The organism is Lachnospiraceae bacterium KGMB03038 (assembly GCA_007361935.1).
In the GTDB taxonomy this organism is placed as follows: domain Bacteria; phylum Bacillota; class Clostridia; order Lachnospirales; family Lachnospiraceae; genus Massilistercora.
Genome location: CP041667.1, coordinates 17293 through 35651 on the forward strand (window position 1 = coordinate 17293; position 18359 = coordinate 35651).

The 18359-nt window shown below is 44.7% G+C and carries 11 protein-coding genes, 8 tRNA genes and 3 rRNA genes; 16 read left to right on the forward strand and 6 right to left on the reverse strand.

All coding sequences use genetic code 11. The features are described from left to right. Nucleotides 1–80 precede the first annotated feature (80 nt). Complete coding sequence (locus FND36_00070) at nucleotides 81–1571, forward strand: DUF4173 domain-containing protein (protein QDW72576.1); 1491 nt, start codon at nucleotides 81–83, stop codon at nucleotides 1569–1571. A gap of 68 nt (nucleotides 1572–1639) precedes the next feature. Here the strand turns inward: FND36_00070 and FND36_00075 are convergent, their stop codons facing one another. Genes FND36_00075 through FND36_00085 form a run of 3 tightly spaced genes read right to left on the reverse strand, consistent with a single transcriptional unit; the run spans nucleotide 1640 to nucleotide 3600 of the window. After that, a complete protein-coding gene (locus FND36_00075; GenBank protein QDW72577.1) occupies nucleotides 1640–2371 on the reverse strand; it encodes a hypothetical protein in 732 nt (243 codons plus the stop codon). A 15-nt stretch (nucleotides 2372–2386) separates the two neighbouring features. Then, entirely contained in the window at nucleotides 2387–3235 is an 849-nt protein-coding gene (locus FND36_00080) for an ABC transporter ATP-binding protein (protein QDW72578.1), read from the reverse strand. Next, nucleotides 3232–3600: a GntR family transcriptional regulator gene (locus tag FND36_00085; protein QDW72579.1), complete on the reverse strand. Its 369-nt coding sequence runs from the start codon at nucleotides 3598–3600 to the stop codon at nucleotides 3232–3234. Before FND36_00085 ends, FND36_00080 begins: the two co-directional genes overlap by 4 nt. A 217-nt stretch (nucleotides 3601–3817) precedes the next feature. Between FND36_00085 and FND36_00090 the strand changes: the two genes are divergently transcribed. The 14 genes from FND36_00090 (at nucleotide 3818) to FND36_00155 (ending at nucleotide 15074) form a co-directional block, all read left to right on the forward strand. Beyond that, on the forward strand, nucleotides 3818–4540 hold the full coding sequence (locus FND36_00090) for a 1-acyl-sn-glycerol-3-phosphate acyltransferase (GenBank protein ID QDW72580.1): 723 nt from the start codon (nucleotides 3818–3820) through the stop codon (nucleotides 4538–4540). Nucleotides 4541–4625: 85 nt separating this feature from the next. Next, nucleotides 4626–4713 (forward strand) — tRNA-Ser (locus tag FND36_00095). 492 nt (nucleotides 4714–5205) lie between these two features. Then, nucleotides 5206–6747, forward strand: a 16S ribosomal RNA gene (locus tag FND36_00100). 83 nt (nucleotides 6748–6830) lie between these two features. Then, nucleotides 6831–6948, forward strand: a 5S ribosomal RNA gene (rrf, locus tag FND36_00105). A gap of 482 nt (nucleotides 6949–7430) precedes the next feature. Then, a 23S ribosomal RNA gene (locus FND36_00110) occupies nucleotides 7431–10329 on the forward strand. Together the 16S, 23S and 5S rRNA genes with 8 tRNA genes alongside form the textbook arrangement of a ribosomal RNA operon. Before the next feature lie 109 nt (nucleotides 10330–10438). Beyond that, nucleotides 10439–10515: transfer RNA gene (locus tag FND36_00115), tRNA-Asp, on the forward strand. 3 nt (nucleotides 10516–10518) lie between these two features. Then, nucleotides 10519–10591, forward strand: a tRNA-Val gene (locus FND36_00120). 8 nt (nucleotides 10592–10599) lie between these two features. Beyond that, nucleotides 10600–10681 (forward strand) — tRNA-Tyr (locus FND36_00125). 24 nt (nucleotides 10682–10705) lie between these two features. Further along, nucleotides 10706–10778, forward strand: a tRNA-Thr gene (locus FND36_00130). A gap of 29 nt (nucleotides 10779–10807) precedes the next feature. After that, nucleotides 10808–10881, forward strand: a tRNA-Met gene (locus FND36_00135). A gap of 3 nt (nucleotides 10882–10884) precedes the next feature. Next, nucleotides 10885–10957 (forward strand) — tRNA-Phe (locus tag FND36_00140). 23 nt (nucleotides 10958–10980) lie between these two features. Then, a tRNA-Lys gene (locus FND36_00145) sits at nucleotides 10981–11053 on the forward strand. Nucleotides 11054–11345: 292 nt separating this feature from the next. Further along, complete coding sequence (locus FND36_00150; protein QDW72581.1) at nucleotides 11346–13892, forward strand: cation-translocating P-type ATPase; 2547 nt, start codon at nucleotides 11346–11348, stop codon at nucleotides 13890–13892. Nucleotides 13893–13913: 21 nt separating this feature from the next. After that, on the forward strand, nucleotides 13914–15074 hold the full coding sequence (locus FND36_00155; protein ID QDW72582.1) for an AI-2E family transporter: 1161 nt from the start codon (nucleotides 13914–13916) through the stop codon (nucleotides 15072–15074). A 46-nt stretch (nucleotides 15075–15120) separates the two neighbouring features. Here the strand turns inward: FND36_00155 and FND36_00160 are convergent, their stop codons facing one another. The 3 genes from FND36_00160 to FND36_00170 all read right to left on the reverse strand — a co-directional run bounded on the left by FND36_00160 (nucleotide 15121) and on the right by FND36_00170 (nucleotide 16988). Beyond that, complete coding sequence (locus FND36_00160) at nucleotides 15121–15657, reverse strand: rubrerythrin family protein (GenBank protein QDW72583.1); 537 nt, start codon at nucleotides 15655–15657, stop codon at nucleotides 15121–15123. A gap of 273 nt (nucleotides 15658–15930) precedes the next feature. Continuing rightward, a complete protein-coding gene (locus tag FND36_00165) occupies nucleotides 15931–16473 on the reverse strand; it encodes an NADH peroxidase (GenBank protein QDW72584.1) in 543 nt (180 codons plus the stop codon). Nucleotides 16474–16565: 92 nt separating this feature from the next. Next, nucleotides 16566–16988, reverse strand: a complete 423-nt coding sequence (locus FND36_00170) for a transcriptional repressor (GenBank protein QDW72585.1) — start codon at nucleotides 16986–16988, stop codon at nucleotides 16566–16568. A 277-nt stretch (nucleotides 16989–17265) separates the two neighbouring features. On the opposite strand from FND36_00170, the gene FND36_00175 reads away from it, so the two are divergent. Continuing rightward, nucleotides 17266–18168 (forward strand): NlpC/P60 family protein, encoded by a 903-nt coding sequence (locus FND36_00175; GenBank protein QDW72586.1) that lies wholly within the window; start codon nucleotides 17266–17268, stop codon nucleotides 18166–18168. The last annotated feature ends 191 nt before the right edge of the window (nucleotides 18169–18359 follow it).

The window sequence follows — 18359 nt, forward strand, 5'->3', positions numbered from 1 at the left end:
CAACTTCTCAATAAGGGATTACTTATGATATAGTTTAAGAAAGAAGATGCATACTATAATGCATAGGTAGGAGGTTTTCTATGAACGAAAGACCATTAGTCCGGAAAATGAGAGAAGATTATCAATATTTTGGCGGGATAAGTCTTGTATATGGAATAATTTTCACATTCTGCCTGTATAAGAATATGCATGGAATCACCTTTCCTATATGTGTGATCGCAACAATTTTAACAGCCTTTCTATTTATGAAGAGAATCCATTACAAACTTCAAAAAAAATCCATCCCATATATTGTGGGAATGCTTTTGCTCGGACTTTCCACGGCTTTGACGACTTCCTTTTTCCTGCATTTTTTCAATATGATCGGAATTATCCTGCTATTTTTTGTGTGGATGATCCATCAGTTTTATGAAGACGAGAACTGGAATTTTCCTGCGTATATCAAGCGGCTCTTTCTTCTTTTTGGAACAATGGCCGCATCGGTACTTTATCCTTTCTCTCATGGAACAGGGTATCTGTCTAGGACGCAGAATAAGAAAAAGCAGACGGTCGCCGCAGTTGTAATAGGGTTTTTTGTCGCTCTTGGAATTTTATGTATTGTTCTTCCTTTATTATTAAGATCAGATGTTGTGTTTGCTAAAATATTTGGACAAATTTTGAAATATATTAATTTTGGAAACCTGATAGGTATAGGGGTTACGATTGTACTGGGATTTATCCTTGCGTACAGTTTTTTTGCGGCTTTATGCAAATATAATTTTCCAAATGAAAATAAAAGAAAAATCCGATATTTTAATCCGGTGATCGGAATAACATTTACAAGTATTGTAAGCGTTATCTACCTATTATATTGTTTGATTCAGATCATCTACCTTTTTATTGGAATCCAGGCAGGACTTCCGGCGGAAGTGACCTATTCGGAATACGCAAGAGGCGGCTTTTGGGAATTGCTGTTTGTCAGTTTCCTGAATTTTATCATGGTGCTCTTGTGTATGTTCCTATTTAAAGATAGTATTCCATTGAAAGTTATCCTTACGGTTATCTCAGCCTGTACTTTTATCATGATCTTCTCGGCGGCCTATCGTATGTTTTTATATGTAGGCGTTTATCACCTGACCTTTTTGAGGATTCTTGTGCTTTGGTTTTTGATCACTCTTATTTTTATCATGAGCGGAGTGGTGGTGAGTATATATAAAGAAAGATTTCCTCTTTTTCGTTATATTATGGCAGTGGTAAGTGTTCTGTATATTGGATTCTCTTTTTCTAGGCCAGATGCGATTGTCGCGAGATATAACGTTGCCCATTCGGAAAATATGAAAGAAGAAGATATATATTATCTTTTGACGAAACTTTCAACAGACGCCGCGCCAGTCATTGCGGATATAGATGTGAGCCATTATGATGATTATGTAAAAGGGGATGTGTATCAATATTTTCTTGATATATCAGAAAGAAACAAAGGAATTTATTTCAGAAAAGCAAACTATTCCAGAATCAGGGCCAAAATGACGGCAGACCGATATATACAAAAGCATAAAGAGTATCAATATAATTGGTATGATGAATGGTAAGAGAAGATACTCATCATAATAACCCCGTTCTGGATTTACCGGAACGGGGCTGTTCTTTGTATCAATCACTATGAAATTTCTGCCTTTTTCAAAAGCCGATAGCTGCAGATGATCAAAAGAATCGTGACCAAAGAGAAAGTTAAAAAAGAAAACAAAGGATTTCCTGTGTTTCTGCCAAGTAAGGTCAAAAGAACCTTGGCAAAACCATTCCAAAATGGGGCGATAAAATTATAAGATACCGGCAGGAGTACAAAGAGTGTGACCGGAAGCCCGGCGGCAATAAGGATTTTTCCAAATTTACCTGCTCTGTAGAACAAAGTTCCCAGAAAATATCCAAGAATAAAACTTAAGTAGAAAATCAATATATTAAACAGAAAATTCAAAATGGATTCTAAAACAACATTTTCTGAAAGAGCGGGATAAAAAGCTGCCAGAAATGCCGTTGTCAAATCCTCGGATACAAAACCAAGAGGCTGCAGAATGACGGTCAGGATCAGGGAAATAATAGCCATCCCTATATCTAGAAGTAAGAAGCTGACCAAACAGCTTTTAAAATACGTTTTCCTGGAAAGGCCATTTTGTGTAAACATCCAGAAATATTCTTTAAATACTACAAGACCAAGGATAAAATTCATTAGGACGATCGAAGAATTTGTCCCGTTAAAATTAATGGCAGAACCGGAAGAATCCGTGGTTGCTACCAGGAGATTTCCTGTCAGAATGAAGAAAGTATAGACCAGGAAGAAAATAAAGATTACCTTTTTTAAATCATATAAGAAATATTTCACTGCGGTTTTCATAAATAGCCTCCTATACTATACATTGGTTAATTGGATAAAAAGTTTCTGCAGATCCAGCGGAGTGATTTCCAGGCCATTTAATTCCTCAGAATCAGGTGTTCCAAGGATGTAAGCCGTTTTTAATCCTCCAAGGACATCTTGGCCGATGGTGTTCCTTCCTTCTATATAAGAATCCACCTGTGAGGCAGGACCGGAGATAGAATATCCCTGCTTTAAGAGATTTTCACAAGAATCCTGGCATAAGATTTTTCCCTTCTTTATGATGATAATATCTTCAAGCACTGTGGCCACTTCATCGATCAAATGAGTTGAGATCACGCAGGTGAAGGGATCTTCACTATATTTTTGAATCAGCGTTTTGTAAAAAAGTTCCCTGTGGTTGGCATCCAGACCAAGAACCGGTTCATCCAGAAAGATGAAGGGAGTGTTAACGGAAAGAGCGGTAATATTTCTGAAAATCGACTGATATCCGGTAGAAAGGGCAGTTACTTTCTTTTTCAACGGAAGTTCAAATAATTCAGAAAGCTTTAGCGCATACTCCATATCAAAGTTAGGAAAGAATTCTCCGGACCATTTAAAGGCATCTTTGACCTTGATAGTATCTGGAAATAGATTCTTTTCCCCAATCAGATAGAATTGTTTTAGAATCTGATCATTCTCAGACACATCCTGACCGTCCAGCGTAACGCTGCCCTGGTCTGGATACAGTCTGTTATTAATGATATTCAATAAAGTAGTTTTGCCGGCCCCGTTTCTTCCAAGCAGGCCGTAGATTTTATTTTCTTCAATCCGAACAGACACGTTATCCAGAGCTTTCGTATCTTTAAAAGTTTTTGAAACATTTTTAATTTCAAGAGCACTCACTGCGCAAACCCCCTTTCAATCATAGCAATAATATCATCGCTGCTGATTCCCAGTTTTCTGGCCTCTTCGACCAAGCGGCCGATATAATTTTCATAAAATTGATCTTGTCTTTTTTGCTTTAGTTTTTTTACAGCATCCTTGGCTACAAACATTCCGACTCCTCTTTTCTTAAAAATGATATGATCCTCTACAAGAAGATTAATTCCCTTTAACGCCGTTGCGGGATTGATCTTGTAACTTACAGAAAACTCCGTAATAGAAGGAATCTGACTTTCTTCCGGAAAAAGCCCAGTCAGGATTCCATCCTCGATGCCTTCGGCAATCTGTATAAAAATAGGCTTTTCACTATCTAATTCCAATTTCATGAGAATACAGCCCTCCCTTCTTGTTATTTGGTTAATTAGTTGAGTAATTAACTATATATGTATTAAAGCATACAAAGAAAAAAATGTCAACAATTAATTTGGGCCGGGGGATTTTTAAAAATCCCCCGGCCCAAATTGAAAAAGCCCTGTCCCTTTTGACAATATAGAAATCTAAGATTATACTGAAAGAAATAATCCTAAAAAGGAGTACTTAATAATGAAGAGAATATTAATGATGGTGTTTAGAAATATATTATTGGTTCCTGTTACATGGTTTAGATTGTGTTATCATGCAAACCATACAGAAAAATATACAGAAGAAGAACAATATAAGATGCTCCGATTTATTACGCTGCGTGCAAATAAAGGGGGAAACGTCCATATTGACGTACACGGAAAAGAAAATATCCCAACAGAAAATGGATTTATGTTTTTTCCAAATCACCAGGGGCTGTATGATGTTTTGGCGATTATTGAAGCCAGTCCAAGACCGTTTTCTGTGGTCGCTAAAAAGGAGATAGGGAATATTCCATTCCTGAAGCAGGTTTTCGCCTGCATGAAAGCTTATCTAATGGACCGGGAAGATGTAAGACAGTCTATGGAGATTATCATTAATGTAACAAAGGAAGTGAAAAATGGAAGAAACTATTTGATTTTTGCCGAGGGGACACGATCAAAAAACGGAAATAATATTCAAACTTTTAAAGGAGGAAGCTTCAAAGCAGCAACAAAAGCAAAATGCCCGATAGTTCCAGTAGCCTTGATCGACTCATTTAAGCCTTTTGATACAAATACAATAAGTCCAGTGACCGTTCAAGTACATTTTCTGGAGCCGATCTGCTATGAAGAGTATAAAGATATGAAGACGACAGAAATCGCAGAAATAGTAGAAGAGCGGATACAAAAGACTATTTATGAAAATATAAGAGCAGAACTATGATGGTATAAAAATATTAATTAAGGAAAGAATCCAAAGGAAAAAGTGATTGACAATAGAGAAGAGGTTTAGTATAATTACCTTTGCTGGAGAAATACTCAAGAGGCTGAAGAGGCGCCCCTGCTAAGGGTGTAGGTCGGGCAACCGGCGCGAGGGTTCAAATCCCTCTTTCTCCGTTTAGTCAAGGATGACTGTCTGGAGCGGGAGTTTCAGACAGTTTTTTATGGCTAATGCCTGAGGGGATATCTTGTGGTAGGAATCTCAGGTAAAAACAATGTATAGTATTTGAAAAAGAATGTTGAAAAAAACTAAAAAAAAGATAGAAAAAGTCTTGACATCAAACAGCATTCAATGATATTATATCTAGGCTGACCCGTTAGGGGAGGCGAAAACGGACCTTGATAACTGAACAATAGACACCAACCCTGAAAGATTCTTAAGAGAAGATTCAGAGAACAGCTCCGGCCTGTGAGAGCAGGAGGGAGCGACCCAAGAACAGTAAAAGGGATAAGGAAGCTAGTAAGTTTTCTTGGACCTGGAACGAACTTGAACTTAAAGTCCTATCATAGATGGTTCCCGGAACTAAGGTTTGTGAACTACCAAACCTAAGGACCGGGAACTACCAACCGACTAAGGCGCCAAAAGACAGCGCCTAAGTCTATAGGCATTTTATACGAGAGTTTGATCCTGGCTCAGGATGAACGCTGGCGGCGTGCCTAACACATGCAAGTCGAGCGAAGCGCTTATCTTAGATTTCTTCGGAATGACGAGATCTGCGACTGAGCGGCGGACGGGTGAGTAACGCGTGGGTAACCTGCCCTGTACAGGGGGATAACAGTTAGAAATGACTGCTAATACCGCATAAGCCCACAGCTTCGCATGAAGCGGTGGGAAAAACTCCGGTGGTACAGGATGGGCCCGCGTCTGATTAGCTAGTTGGTGAGGTAAGAGCTCACCAAGGCGACGATCAGTAGCCGACCTGAGAGGGTGACCGGCCACATTGGGACTGAGACACGGCCCAAACTCCTACGGGAGGCAGCAGTGGGGAATATTGCACAATGGGGGAAACCCTGATGCAGCGACGCCGCGTGAGCGATGAAGTATTTCGGTATGTAAAGCTCTATCAGCAGGGAAGAAAGTGACGGTACCTGACTAAGAAGCCCCGGCTAACTACGTGCCAGCAGCCGCGGTAATACGTAGGGGGCAAGCGTTATCCGGATTTACTGGGTGTAAAGGGAGCGTAGACGGGAGAGCAAGTCTGAAGTGAAAGCCCAGGGCTCAACCCTGGGACTGCTTTGGAAACTGTTGACCTAGAGTGCTGGAGAGGTAAGTGGAATTCCTAGTGTAGCGGTGAAATGCGTAGATATTAGGAGGAACACCAGTGGCGAAGGCGGCTTACTGGACAGTGACTGACGTTGAGGCTCGAAAGCGTGGGGAGCAAACAGGATTAGATACCCTGGTAGTCCACGCCGTAAACGATGAATACTAGGTGTCGGGTGGCAAAGCCATTCGGTGCCGCAGCCAACGCAATAAGTATTCCACCTGGGGAGTACGTTCGCAAGAATGAAACTCAAAGGAATTGACGGGGACCCGCACAAGCGGTGGAGCATGTGGTTTAATTCGAAGCAACGCGAAGAACCTTACCTGATCTTGACATCCGAGTGGCCGCTCTTTAATCGGAGCTTTCCTTCGGGACACTCGAGACAGGTGGTGCATGGTTGTCGTCAGCTCGTGTCGTGAGATGTTGGGTTAAGTCCCGCAACGAGCGCAACCCTTATCCTTAGTAGCCAGCGGTTCGGCCGGGCACTCTAGGGAGACTGCCAGGGACAACCTGGAGGAAGGTGGGGATGACGTCAAATCATCATGCCCCTTATGACCAGGGCTACACACGTGCTACAATGGCGTAAACAAAGGGAAGCGAGCCTGCGAAGGTGAGCGAAACCCAAAAATAACGTCTCAGTTCGGATTGCAGTCTGCAACTCGACTGCATGAAGCTGGAATCGCTAGTAATCGCGGATCAGAATGCCGCGGTGAATACGTTCCCGGGTCTTGTACACACCGCCCGTCACACCATGGGAGTCAGTAACGCCCGAAGCCGGTGACCCAACCTGTTAAGGAGGGAGCCGTCGAAGGTGGGACCGATAACTGGGGTGAAGTCGTAACAAGGTAGCCGTATCGGAAGGTGCGGCTGGATCACCTCCTTTCTAAGGGAAGAAAGTAGGGGCTGGTGTCTGTTATTCAGTTATCAAAGTCAGAAGGATCCATAGATCCCGTCAAAAGGAGAGATGGAAGTCCTGGTGGCGATGCGCTTAGGGGAAACACCCGTACCCATCCCGAACACGATGGTTAAGCCTTAAGCGGCCGATGGTACTGCACTGGAGACGGTGTGGGAGAGCAGGTGGCTGCCAGGTCAAAAAGAAAAAAGGCGGGAGCCTTTAGGATAGATACAGGCAAGGAAGGACAACAATCCTTCAGCGCCAACCCGATCAGCAGGGCAGTGCTGTTTTGATAGCTGGTTTTACCAGTGATCAGAGGTTTGAACAAAGGGTTCAGGACTCTGATGACTGATAAAACATCAGTCAGAGAGTGATGGAAGGAAAGAACCTTCAAGTACCGATGTGAGCGCACCTCGAAAATCAGAGATTTTCTCGGTCGCGGCATTTCATGCCAATACATCGGGAAATAGGAAAGCTTATGGAAACAAGTTTCCAACGCTGTCTATTTCCGATGTGCTCCCATCAAAACACATCACGGACGTACCTTGAAAACCGCATACAAGAAAGAATCTCAAAGAAGAAAACGAGACATCCGAGGTAGAGTTTCTGGAGAAGAAACGAGACCAGTCCCGCAAGGGACGAACCTGAAGCCAGCGTTAGTAACGCTATACTGACGTTTTGGTCATGATAGAAAGAGCATATGGTGGATGCCTTGGCACTAAGAGCCGATGAAAGACGTGATAAGCTGCGAAAAGCTTCGGGGAGGAGCAAATATCCAACGATCCGGAGATCTCTGAATGGGGGAACCCACTGGAGCAGACCTCCAGTATCCTTACGCCAATCCATAACGTAAGGAAGGGAACCCGGTGAACTGAAACATCTAAGTAGCCGGAGGAAGAGAAAATAAGAATGATTCCGGGAGTAGCGGCGAGCGGAACCGGAAGAGCCCAAACCAGGGCGCGTGCGCCCTGGGGTTTAGGACCGCGGAAGTGATTCAATGAGCTTAGCAGAATGGTTTTGGGAAAGCCAGCCAGAGAGGGTGAAAGCCCCGTAAGTGAAAAGCGAGTTGACATGGCGGGATCCAGAGTAGGTCGAGACACGTGGAACCTTGACTGAACACGCGGGGACCACCCCGTAAGGCTAAATACTCCTTAGTGACCGATAGCGCATAGTACTGTGAAGGAACGGTGAAAAGGACCCCGGGAGGGGAGTGAAAGAGAACCTGAAACCATATGTTTACAAGCTGTGGAACCACTTTAAAGGTGGGACCGCGTACTTTTTGTAGAACGGTCCGGCGAGTTGCGCTTTCTGGCGAGGTTAAGGGCATAAAGCCTGGAGCCGAAGGGAAACCAAGTCTGAACAGGGCGGATAAGTCAGAGGGAGCAGACCCGAAACCGGGTGATCTATCCATGTCCAGGATGAAGTTGCCGTAAAAGGCAATGGAGGTCCGAACCCACATCCGTTGAAAAGGGTGGGGATGAGGTGTGGATAGGGGAGAAATTCCAATCGAACCCGGAGATAGCTGGTTCTCCTCGAAATAGCTTTAGGGCTAGCCTCATGGGAGTCTTTTGGAGGTAGAGCACTGAATTTCCTAGGGGGCGTCAAAGCTTACCGAAGAATATCAAACTCCGAATGCCAGTAAGATGATCCATGGGAGTCAGACTGTACGAGATAAGTTGGACAGTCGAGAGGGAAAGAGCCCAGACCCGCGGCTAAGGCCCCAAAATGTGTGTTAAGTGGAAAAGGATGTGGGATTTCGAAGACAACTAGGATGTTGGCTCAGAAGCAGCCATACATTCAAAGAGTGCGTAATAGCTCACTAGTCGAGAGGTCCTGCGCCGAAAATGTCCGGGGCTGAAACACACTGCCGAAGCCTGGGGATCAGCCGAGAGCTGATCGGTAGAGGAGCATTGTTAAAGGGAAGAAGCAGTACCGGAAGGAGCTGTGGACTTTTAAGAAGAGAGAATGCCGGAATGAGTAGCGAGAGGAAGGTGGGAATCCTTCCGGCCGAATATCCAAGGTTTCCAGAGTAAAGCTGATCTGCTCTGGGTAAGTCGGGACCTAAGGCGAGGCCGAGAGGCGTAGCCGATGGACAACAGGTTGAGATTCCTGTACCACAATGAGACAGAACTGTGGGGACACGTGTGGAGAGCATGAGCCGGGGATGGAGAACCCGGCGCAAGCGGGGTAGGAGTCTGATAGGCAAATCCGTCAGGCGATCCGAAGACGTGACGCGGACCGAACAAGAGTAGGGAAGCATGTGAGCCATGCGTCAAGAAAAGCCGCTATTGTTTTCATTGTGCCCGTACCGTAAACCGACACAGGTAGATGAGGAGAGAATCCTAAGGCCGACGGGAGAAGCATTGTTAAGGAACTCGGCAAAATGACTCCGTAACTTCGGGAGAAGGAGTGCCTGGGAGACCAGGCCGCAGAGAATTGGCCCAAGCAACTGTTTAGCAAAAACACAGGTCTGTGCGAAACCGAAAGGTGAAGTATACGGGCTGACGCCTGCCCGGTGCTGGAAGGTTAAGGGGAGAGGTTAGCGCAAGCGAAGCTTTGAACTTAAGCCCCAGTAAACGGCGGCCGTAACTATAACGGTCCTAAGGTAGCGAAATTCCTTGTCGGGTAAGTTCCGACCCGCACGAAAGGCGTAATGATTTGGGCGCTGTCTCAACAATGCACCCGGTGAAATTGAAATACCAGTGAAGATGCTGGTTACCCGCGCCAGGACGGAAAGACCCCATGGAGCTTTACTCCAGCTTGATACTGGGATTCGGTATTGCATGTACAGGATAGGTGGGAGACGCTGGAAGCCATGACGCCAGTTGTGGTGGAGTCGCTGTTGGGATACCACCCTTGCAGTATTGGATTTCTAACCAGCGGCCGTGACCCGGCCGGGGGACAATGTCAGGCGGGGAGTTTGACTGGGGCGGTCGCCTCCGAAAGGGTATCGGAGGCGCTCAAAGGTTCCCTCAGAATGGTTGGAAACCATTCGAAGAGTGTAAAGGCAGAAGGGAGCTTGACTGTGACACCGACGGGTGGAGCAGGTACGAAAGTAGGACTTAGTGATCCGGTGGTATTAAGTGGGAATGCCATCGCTCAACGGATAAAAGCTACCCTGGGGATAACAGGCTTATCACTCCCAAGAGTTCACATCGACGGAGTGGTTTGGCACCTCGATGTCGGCTCATCGCATCCTGGGGCTGAAGTAGGTCCCAAGGGTTGGGCTGTTCGCCCATTAAAGCGGTACGCGAGCTGGGTTCAGAACGTCGTGAGACAGTTCGGTCCCTATCCGGCGTGGGCGCAGGAGATTTGAGAGGAGCTGTCCTTAGTACGAGAGGACCGGGATGGACTGGCCGCTGGTGAACCTGTTGGGCTGCCAAGCGCATAGCAGGATAGCCAAGCCGGGAGGGGATAAACGCTGAAGGCATCTAAGCGTGAAGCCCCCCTCAAGATGAGATCTCCCTAACATAAGTTAGTAAGACCCCTTGAAGACGACGAGGTAGATAGGGCGGAGGTGGAAGTGCAGTAATGTATGGAGCTGACCGCTACTAATCGGTCGAGGGCATGACCAAGAGCAAAGAGAGCGGGCTGGATGTTGCAGCCAATGAAAGAGCTTTCAAGCGGAGGCGGAAGGTACGGATGATTTCTTGTATGCAGTTTTCAGGGTATGTATATCCTGTATGGCCCAGTGGCTCAGTTGGTTAGAGCGCCGCCCTGTCACGGCGGAGGTCGAGAGTTCGAGTCTCTTCTGGGTCGTCATATGGGGTCTTAGCTCAGCTGGGAGAGCATCTGCCTTACAAGCAGAGGGTCATAGGTTCGAGCCCTATAGGCCCCATATTATCTGGATGGATTCCCGAGTGGCCAAAGGGGGCAGACTGTAAATCTGTTGCAAATTGCTTCGGTGGTTCGAATCCACCTCCATCCATTTAAAGCTGATTTAAAACTCCGTGCCGATGTGGCTCAATTGGCAGAGCAGCTGATTTGTAATCAGCAGGTTATCGGTTCGAGTCCGATCATCGGCTTGACTCTGAATAGAGTGCAAATTTGATATCGCGGGGTGGAGCAGTCTGGAAGCTCGTCGGGCTCATAACCCGAAGGTCGTAGGTTCAAATCCTGCCCCCGCAATCTGCCCAGATAGCTCAGTCGGTAGAGCAGAGGACTGAAAATCCTCGTGTCGCTGGTTCGATTCCGGCTCTGGGCATTTTTTCTCTGATAATTAAATGAGGGCGTGTAGCTCAGGTGGTAGAGCACTTGACTTTTAATCAAGTTGTCCGGGGTTCGAATCCCCGCACGCTCATAGGGAATGAGAGGGAGGCGGTTCCTGTTTGCGGGGCTGCCTCTTTTTATCTTCAAATAAAATGTATAAAGATTTGATAAAGTTGTTGACAAGGAAAATATTTTTTTGTATATTAGGTGATAATAAAAGGGAGTAACTGGCGCCATATTTTAAGAAGGCGTTTGCGATATCGTCAGTACGATGTAGATACATCCGTATCGTAATGAAATGGTGAGACTTTTATTGCATGATAAAATTTGTGCAATAGAAGTTTTTTTTCGGCCCTATTGCAGAGGAAAGTGAGGAATCCAAAATGTTAACAAGTGAACAAGCAAGACAAAACCAGGAGAAATACGGCTTTAATGAGCTGGTAGAGGGAAAGAAGAAGAGTATTCTTCAGATATTTCTGGAGCAGTACAAAGACTTTCTGGTCATCATTCTGATTTTTGCGGCGATCATATCAGGTTTCCTTGGTGACGCAGAAAGCGCGATCGTTATTTTCATCGTAATTACGATTAATGCGATCTTAGGAACCGTTCAGACAGTGAAAGCGGAACAGTCCCTCAACAGTCTGAAACAATTATCGGCTCCTGAAGCAAAGGTAGTCAGAGATGGGGTGAAAATCCAGATTCCCGCAAGAGAGGTCACGATTGGCGATGAGGTCATCATCGAGGCTGGCGATTGTGTTCCGGCAGATGGGAAACTGCTTACCTGCGCAAGTTTAAAGGTAGATGAAAGCGCGCTGACCGGCGAAAGTCTCTCTGTAGAGAAATCCCTGGATGAAGTGCCAGAGGGAGCGGCGCTTGGAGACCAGACTAACCGTGTATTCTCCGGCAGTTTTGCGACCTATGGAAGAGCTACTTTTGAAGTAACAGAGATTGGAATGGGAACAGAGGTTGGAAAGATCGCAAGCCTTTTGAAGACAACTTCTGAGAAGAGGACGCCTCTTCAGATCAACTTGGATGATTTTGGACGGAAATTATCTATCATCATCCTCGTGTTCTGCGGAATTTTATTTGGTATCAATGTGATCCAGGGAGGATCTGTTGTAGACGCCTTCTTATTTGCGGTGGCTTTGGCTGTTGCAGCGATTCCGGAAGCGTTGAGCTCAATCGTTACAATCGTACTTTCTTTTGGAACCCAGAAGATGGCTAGAGAACATGCGATCATTCGTAAACTGCAGGCTGTGGAAGGACTTGGAAGTGTTTCGATCATTTGCTCTGATAAGACAGGAACCCTCACCCAGAATAAAATGACGGTAGAAGATTACTATGTCGATGACAAAAGAATTCCGGTATCTGAACTGGATTTCAGCGAAGAAAATCAGGAGCTTCTGTTCCGCAGCAGTATTTTATGCAATGATTCCACAGTAACGGAAGAGCAGGAGATTGGGGATCCTACAGAAACCGCTCTTGTAAATGTAGGAAATAGGTTTGACAGAAATGTTTCTCAGATCAGAGATGACTATCCGCGTTTGTCAGAAGTTCCATTTGACAGTGACAGGAAACTGATGTCTACCGCTCATGGATTTGAAGGGAAATACACAATCGTTGTAAAAGGAGCCGTAGATGTTCTTCTGGGACGTATGAGACATATCCGACTTGGGGATACTGTAAGAGAAATCACCGAAGAAGACCGGATGAAGATTGAGAAACAGAATATGGAATTTTCCAGAGATGGGCTTAGAGTACTGGCTTTCTGTTATAAAGAGCTGGAAGAGGAAAAAGAGCTTACAGTGGAAGATGAACAGGATCTTACTTTCTTAGGGCTGATCGCTATGATGGATCCGCCGAGGGAAGAATCCAAGGCGGCAGTTGCGGAATGTATCAGCGCGGGGATCAAGCCGATCATGATCACCGGCGACCACAAAGTAACGGCCGCGGCGATCGCAAAGCGGATTGGAATCCTCAAGGACGAGTCAGAAGCCTGTGAAGGGGCTGTGATTGAAAATATGTCCGATGAAGAGTTAAAAGATTTCGTAGAGGGAATTTCCGTATATGCAAGGGTGTCACCAGAGCACAAGATCCGTATTGTGCGCGCATGGCAGGATAAGGGAAATATTGTTGCCATGACCGGAGACGGAGTCAATGACGCGCCGGCCCTGAAGCAGGCGAATATCGGCGTTGCTATGGGAATTACTGGAAGCGAAGTGTCAAAAGACGCTGCGGCAATGGTCCTGACAGACGATAACTTTGCTACGATCGTGAAGGCTGTGGAGAATGGAAGAAACATTTATCAGAACATTAAGAACTCAATCCAGTTCCTTTTGTCTGGAAACTTTGGCGCGATCCTTGCAGTGCTTTATGCGTCGATCGCTGCTCTGCCAGTTCCATTTGCGCCGGTGCATCTGCTATTTATCAATCTTTTGACTGACAGTTTGCCGGCGATCGCCCTTGGACTGGAGCCTCATACAGCAGAAGTGATGAAAGAGAAGCCGCGTCCGATGAACGAATCCATTCTGACAAAGAATTATCTGATCAGCATCGGTACAGAAGGCTTAGTGATCGGAATCATGACAATGACCGCGTTTATGATCGGATACCGTACAGGCGGCTCGGCTCTGGCCAGTACAATGGCGTTTGGAACATTGTGTACCAGCCGTCTGGTTCATGGGTTTAACTGCAAATCAAATCATCCGGTGATATTTACAAGAAGATTCTTCAATAATATCTATCTGATCGGAGCGTTTTTATTGGGACTTGCATTGATCACAGGAGTGCTTATGATCCCTGCGCTGCATAGCATGTTTAAAGTCGTGCCTTTGACAATAGAGCAGTTATTTACCGTCTATGGACTGGCATTATTGAATCTTCCTGTTATTCAGCTTCTGAAGTGGATTCGGAGTAAGATCCAGAAATAGAAGTAAAGCCGGGAGGAGTATATGGAATTAAGCCGGGAAACCATCAAGAAAATCAGAGGATTGATCGTATTTACTACAGTCATCATTCTATGTCTGTGGAATTATGAAAATGCTTTCAGCATTTTACGGTTTATTTTCCATGTGACATTTCCATTTGTTCTGGGCGGAGCAATCGCATTTGTTTTGAATGTTCCGATGAATTTTGTCGAAAGGCATCTGTTCCGCCCGGAAAAGATTAAAAAATCTTCATTTTTAAAAAAGATTGCAAGACCAGCCAGTATGCTGCTGGTCTTGTTTCTGGTTTTTGGAGTTCTCGCTCTTATTATGTTTGTCCTAATTCCGCGGCTGGGGCGGACATTTGCCAATCTTGACGAGAGCATAAAGGAATTTGTCTCCAGGCTGCAGGAATGGGCGGCACCATTTTCCCATGATAATAAAGAGATTATGGGGTGGCTGAGCAATATTAAGCTTGACTGGAATCAGATCATGGACATGGGCCTTGACTTTTTTAGAAATGGTGCGGGCAATGTACTGGATTCGACAATTACAGTGGCAAGAAATATTGTAAGTGGAATCGCAACCTTTTTTATCGCGTTTGCGTTCGCTATTTATGTCCTGATGCAAAAAGAAAAGCTGCGCAGACAGGCAAAGACCGTGCTGTTTGCCTTTGTCAGAAAGGGAAGGGCAGAAGCGGCCTTGGAGGTATTCTCCCTTACTTACCAAACATTTTCCGGCTTTTTGACGGGACAGTGCGTAGAGGCTCTCATCTTGGGCAGTATGTTTGTCGTGGCCATGACGGTTTTGCAGCTTCCCTACGCGCTTCTGATTGGGATTTTGATCGGATTTACAGCGTTGATCCCGATTTTTGGAGCTTTTATTGGCTGTATTGTAGGAGCTTTTCTAATTTTTATAGAAGATCCGATAAAAGCGTTGATTTTTATAGCCTTATTTCTGATCCTTCAGGAAATCGAAGGGGATCTGATCTATCCCCATGTGGTAGGGAAGTCTGTAGGGCTTCCGTCTATCTGGGTGCTGGCCGCGGTCAGTATAGGCGCCAGTCTTATGGGAGTTGTAGGAATGTTGATCTTTATACCGATCGTATCGGTAATTTACGCTTTATTCAGGGAAATCGTCTTAATAAAGCTGAAACAAAGACATATAGATCCGGCGGAAATCAATTAGGGCCGGGGGATTTTTAAAAATCCCCCGGCCCTAATTGAAAATCAGATTAATAATTTTCTACTTTTCTCTCAAAATATGCCTTTGGATGCGCGCATGCAGGACATACTTCAGGAGCTTCCTCGCCAATATAAATATATCCGCAGTTATTACACTTCCATCCTAAGGGAGCGTCTCCTTTGAAAGTGTTTCCAGCTTTATAGCTTTCCAGAAGTTTGTTGTAGCGTTTCTCATGTGCGGCCTCAACTTCTGCGACACGCTCAAATTTCACAGCCAGTTCTTCAAATCCTTCTTCCCTTGCTTCTTCAGCCATCCGTTTGTACATGTCCGTCCATTCATAATTCTCGCCGGCAGCGGCGTCAGCTAAATTTTCAGCTACATCGCCAATTCCATGGAATTCTTTAAACCACATTTTTGCGTGCTCTTTTTCCTGATTCGCGGTCTCTTCAAAAATGTTGGCCATCTGAACGTAGCCGGCCTTTTTAGCGGCAGAAGCGTAGAATGTGTATTTGTTGCGAGCCTGAGACTCTCCTGCGAAGGCGTCCATAAGGTTCTTTTCTGTTTTGGTTCCTGCATATTTTGACATATCAGATCCTCCTATTGTATTTGAAATTGTCCGGATTCTATTCGATAAAACATTGAGGTAAAGCGTCAAGCCAAGGCAGCTCGAAAGCAAAAGCTTCCTCGCTGTCGGCTGTCGCAGTGTCATAGCCTTAGGGTAAAGCGTCAAGCCAAGGCAGCTCGAAAGCAAAAGCTTCCTCGCTGTCGGCTGTCGCCGAATACTAAATTATATAATCAACACCTGTCACAAGTAAACTTGCACAGGTGTCGATCATAAATTTAGTGCTTGGCTTGTAGCTTAGCCAAAGTATCTCTTTAACAGGCCTTCGAAGGCTTTTCCGTGACGAGCTTCGTCTCTTGCCATCTCGTGAACAGTGTCATGGATTGCATCCAGGTTTGCGGCTTTCGCACGTTTTGCGAGATCAAATTTGCCAGCGGTAGCACCATTCTCAGCATCTACTCTCATCTCAAGGTTCTTCTTAGTGCTGTCTGTTACAACTTCACCAAGCAGCTCCGCGAATTTAGCAGCGTGCTCTGCTTCTTCGTAAGCAGCTTTCTCCCAGTACAGTCCGATCTCCGGATATCCTTCTCTATGAGCGACTCTTGCCATAGCTAGGTACATTCCGACCTCAGAACATTCACCTTCAAAGTTTGCTCTCAGATCAGCCAGGATATCTTCGCTAACGCCCTGAGCTACTCCTACAACGTGCTCCGCTGCCCATTCTCTGTCGCCTGTCTGCTCTTTGAATTTCTCAGCCGGCGCATGGCAAACTGGACATTCAGCCGGTGCGGCATCTCCTTCATGAACATAACCACATACAGTACATACAAATTTTTTCATAGTTAATCTCTCCTTTTCTTTTTGATTGTTATTATCAATTTTAATATTAGTAATTATTACTGATATTAAAATAGCATACTTACCGATAAATGTCAATCGATATTTTGGATTTTTTTCTCTTTTTTATTTTCTATACATTCCTGACAAGTACCATAGAAAAGCGTTGTGTGAGAATCAATATTTCCATGAAAATACTTGTCTGCCAGTTGGTTTATTTCTTCCATATATGTGGAATCTAATTTCAAATCAAAGACTTTACCGCAGGAAGTACAGACTACATGATAATGAGGATCTGTACGTCCGTCAAAACGGTCTCCGCCATGAGGAGTCGTGATCTTGACTGCCTCGCCCATATCTGCCAGCAGATTTAGATTTCGATATACAGTTCCAAGACTGATGCGTGGAAATTCTTTACGTACATGGAGATATACGGTATCGGCGGTAGGGTGGTCAGCGGTACTCATCAGATATTCTTTGATAGAAGCGCGCTGACGACTATATTTCAGTGTGCCCATAGGTTACCTCCCTTCAATAATAATAATTGTTACTATAATTAGTATAGTTTTATATTCCGACTTTGTCAACAACAAAATTGAAAATGTAACAAATCGTAATATTTTAATAGGAAAAACTTGTATTTTTTTCAAAAATCAGGGAATAATATGACGAGAAAAACTAGTAAAAATGCCTTGACTTTGCATAGACAAGTGATATAATAAATCCGTAACATATGTAACAATTCTGTAATATTTACAAAAGATAAGAAAACATAAACATTAAAGGAGGGAGTTTATGGGTTCTATTCTTAAAAAAGGATTGTTCTTGGTTACTTTCTCAGGGGCTGTCCTGGCGCTCCCGGCCAAGGTCCAGGCCTCTGAACCGGTCACTGCCGATATCATGCCAAGTGTGGGTATTGAGGAGGTATTAAGTGATTGTTATTCTTCTGGTAAGGAGATAGACGCTTCCGACTATCTGGTGCCGACAGAGAAGGGTGAGTATTTAGATATGGCGTTTGCCAACGTAGAGACATTTCTTTATATCAGAAGTGAACCTACGAAGGAGAGCGCGTGGGTCGGAAAGTTATATCCTGATTATGCGGCGAAGATCGCGGGCCCTGTAGGCGAATGGACAAAGATACAATCTGGTTCCGTAGAAGGGTATGTATATTCTGAATACATTATAATAGGAAATAACGCCGAGCAAAAGGCACAGGAGATTATAGAGGAAACGGGCGGAGAAGATCCGGAAGAAGCGTTTACTTATGCGGAGTCAAAAGAAGAGGAAGAGGCCCGTCTTGCCAGAGAGGCAGAAGAAGCCCGCAGAAAAGCGGAGGAAGAAGCGAAAGAAAAGGCTGGTACAGGACAGGCTGTCGTAGACTATGCATGTCAGTTTATTGGCAATCCATATGTCTGGGGAGGGACAAGCTTGACCAATGGAGCGGATTGTTCCGGATTTGTCCAATCTGTTTTTGCTCATTTTGGAATCCAGCTTCCACGGACTTCAGCGGAAATGCGAAATGCAGGGGCAGCCGTCAGCTATAGTGAAGCAATTCCGGGAGATATTATTTGTTATGACGGACACGTAGGAATCTATATGGGTGATGGTCAGATCGTAAACGCTATAAACAGCGCAAAAGGAATTGGCATAATATCCGCGACCTATACCGATATTATTACCGTGAGAAGATTGCTCTGAAAATATCCCGGTTAAAATACCGGGATATTTCTTGTTAAAGAATAGTAAAGTTGAATCTTATACAATTTGTACAAAAATGTAAAAAAAAATATGAAAATGTAAAATTTTGGAAATTGAACTTATCCAAGTTATCCACATAAAAACTGCCGAAAAAGGTGGAAAAAGTCTTGATTTCACATTTTTATCCACAT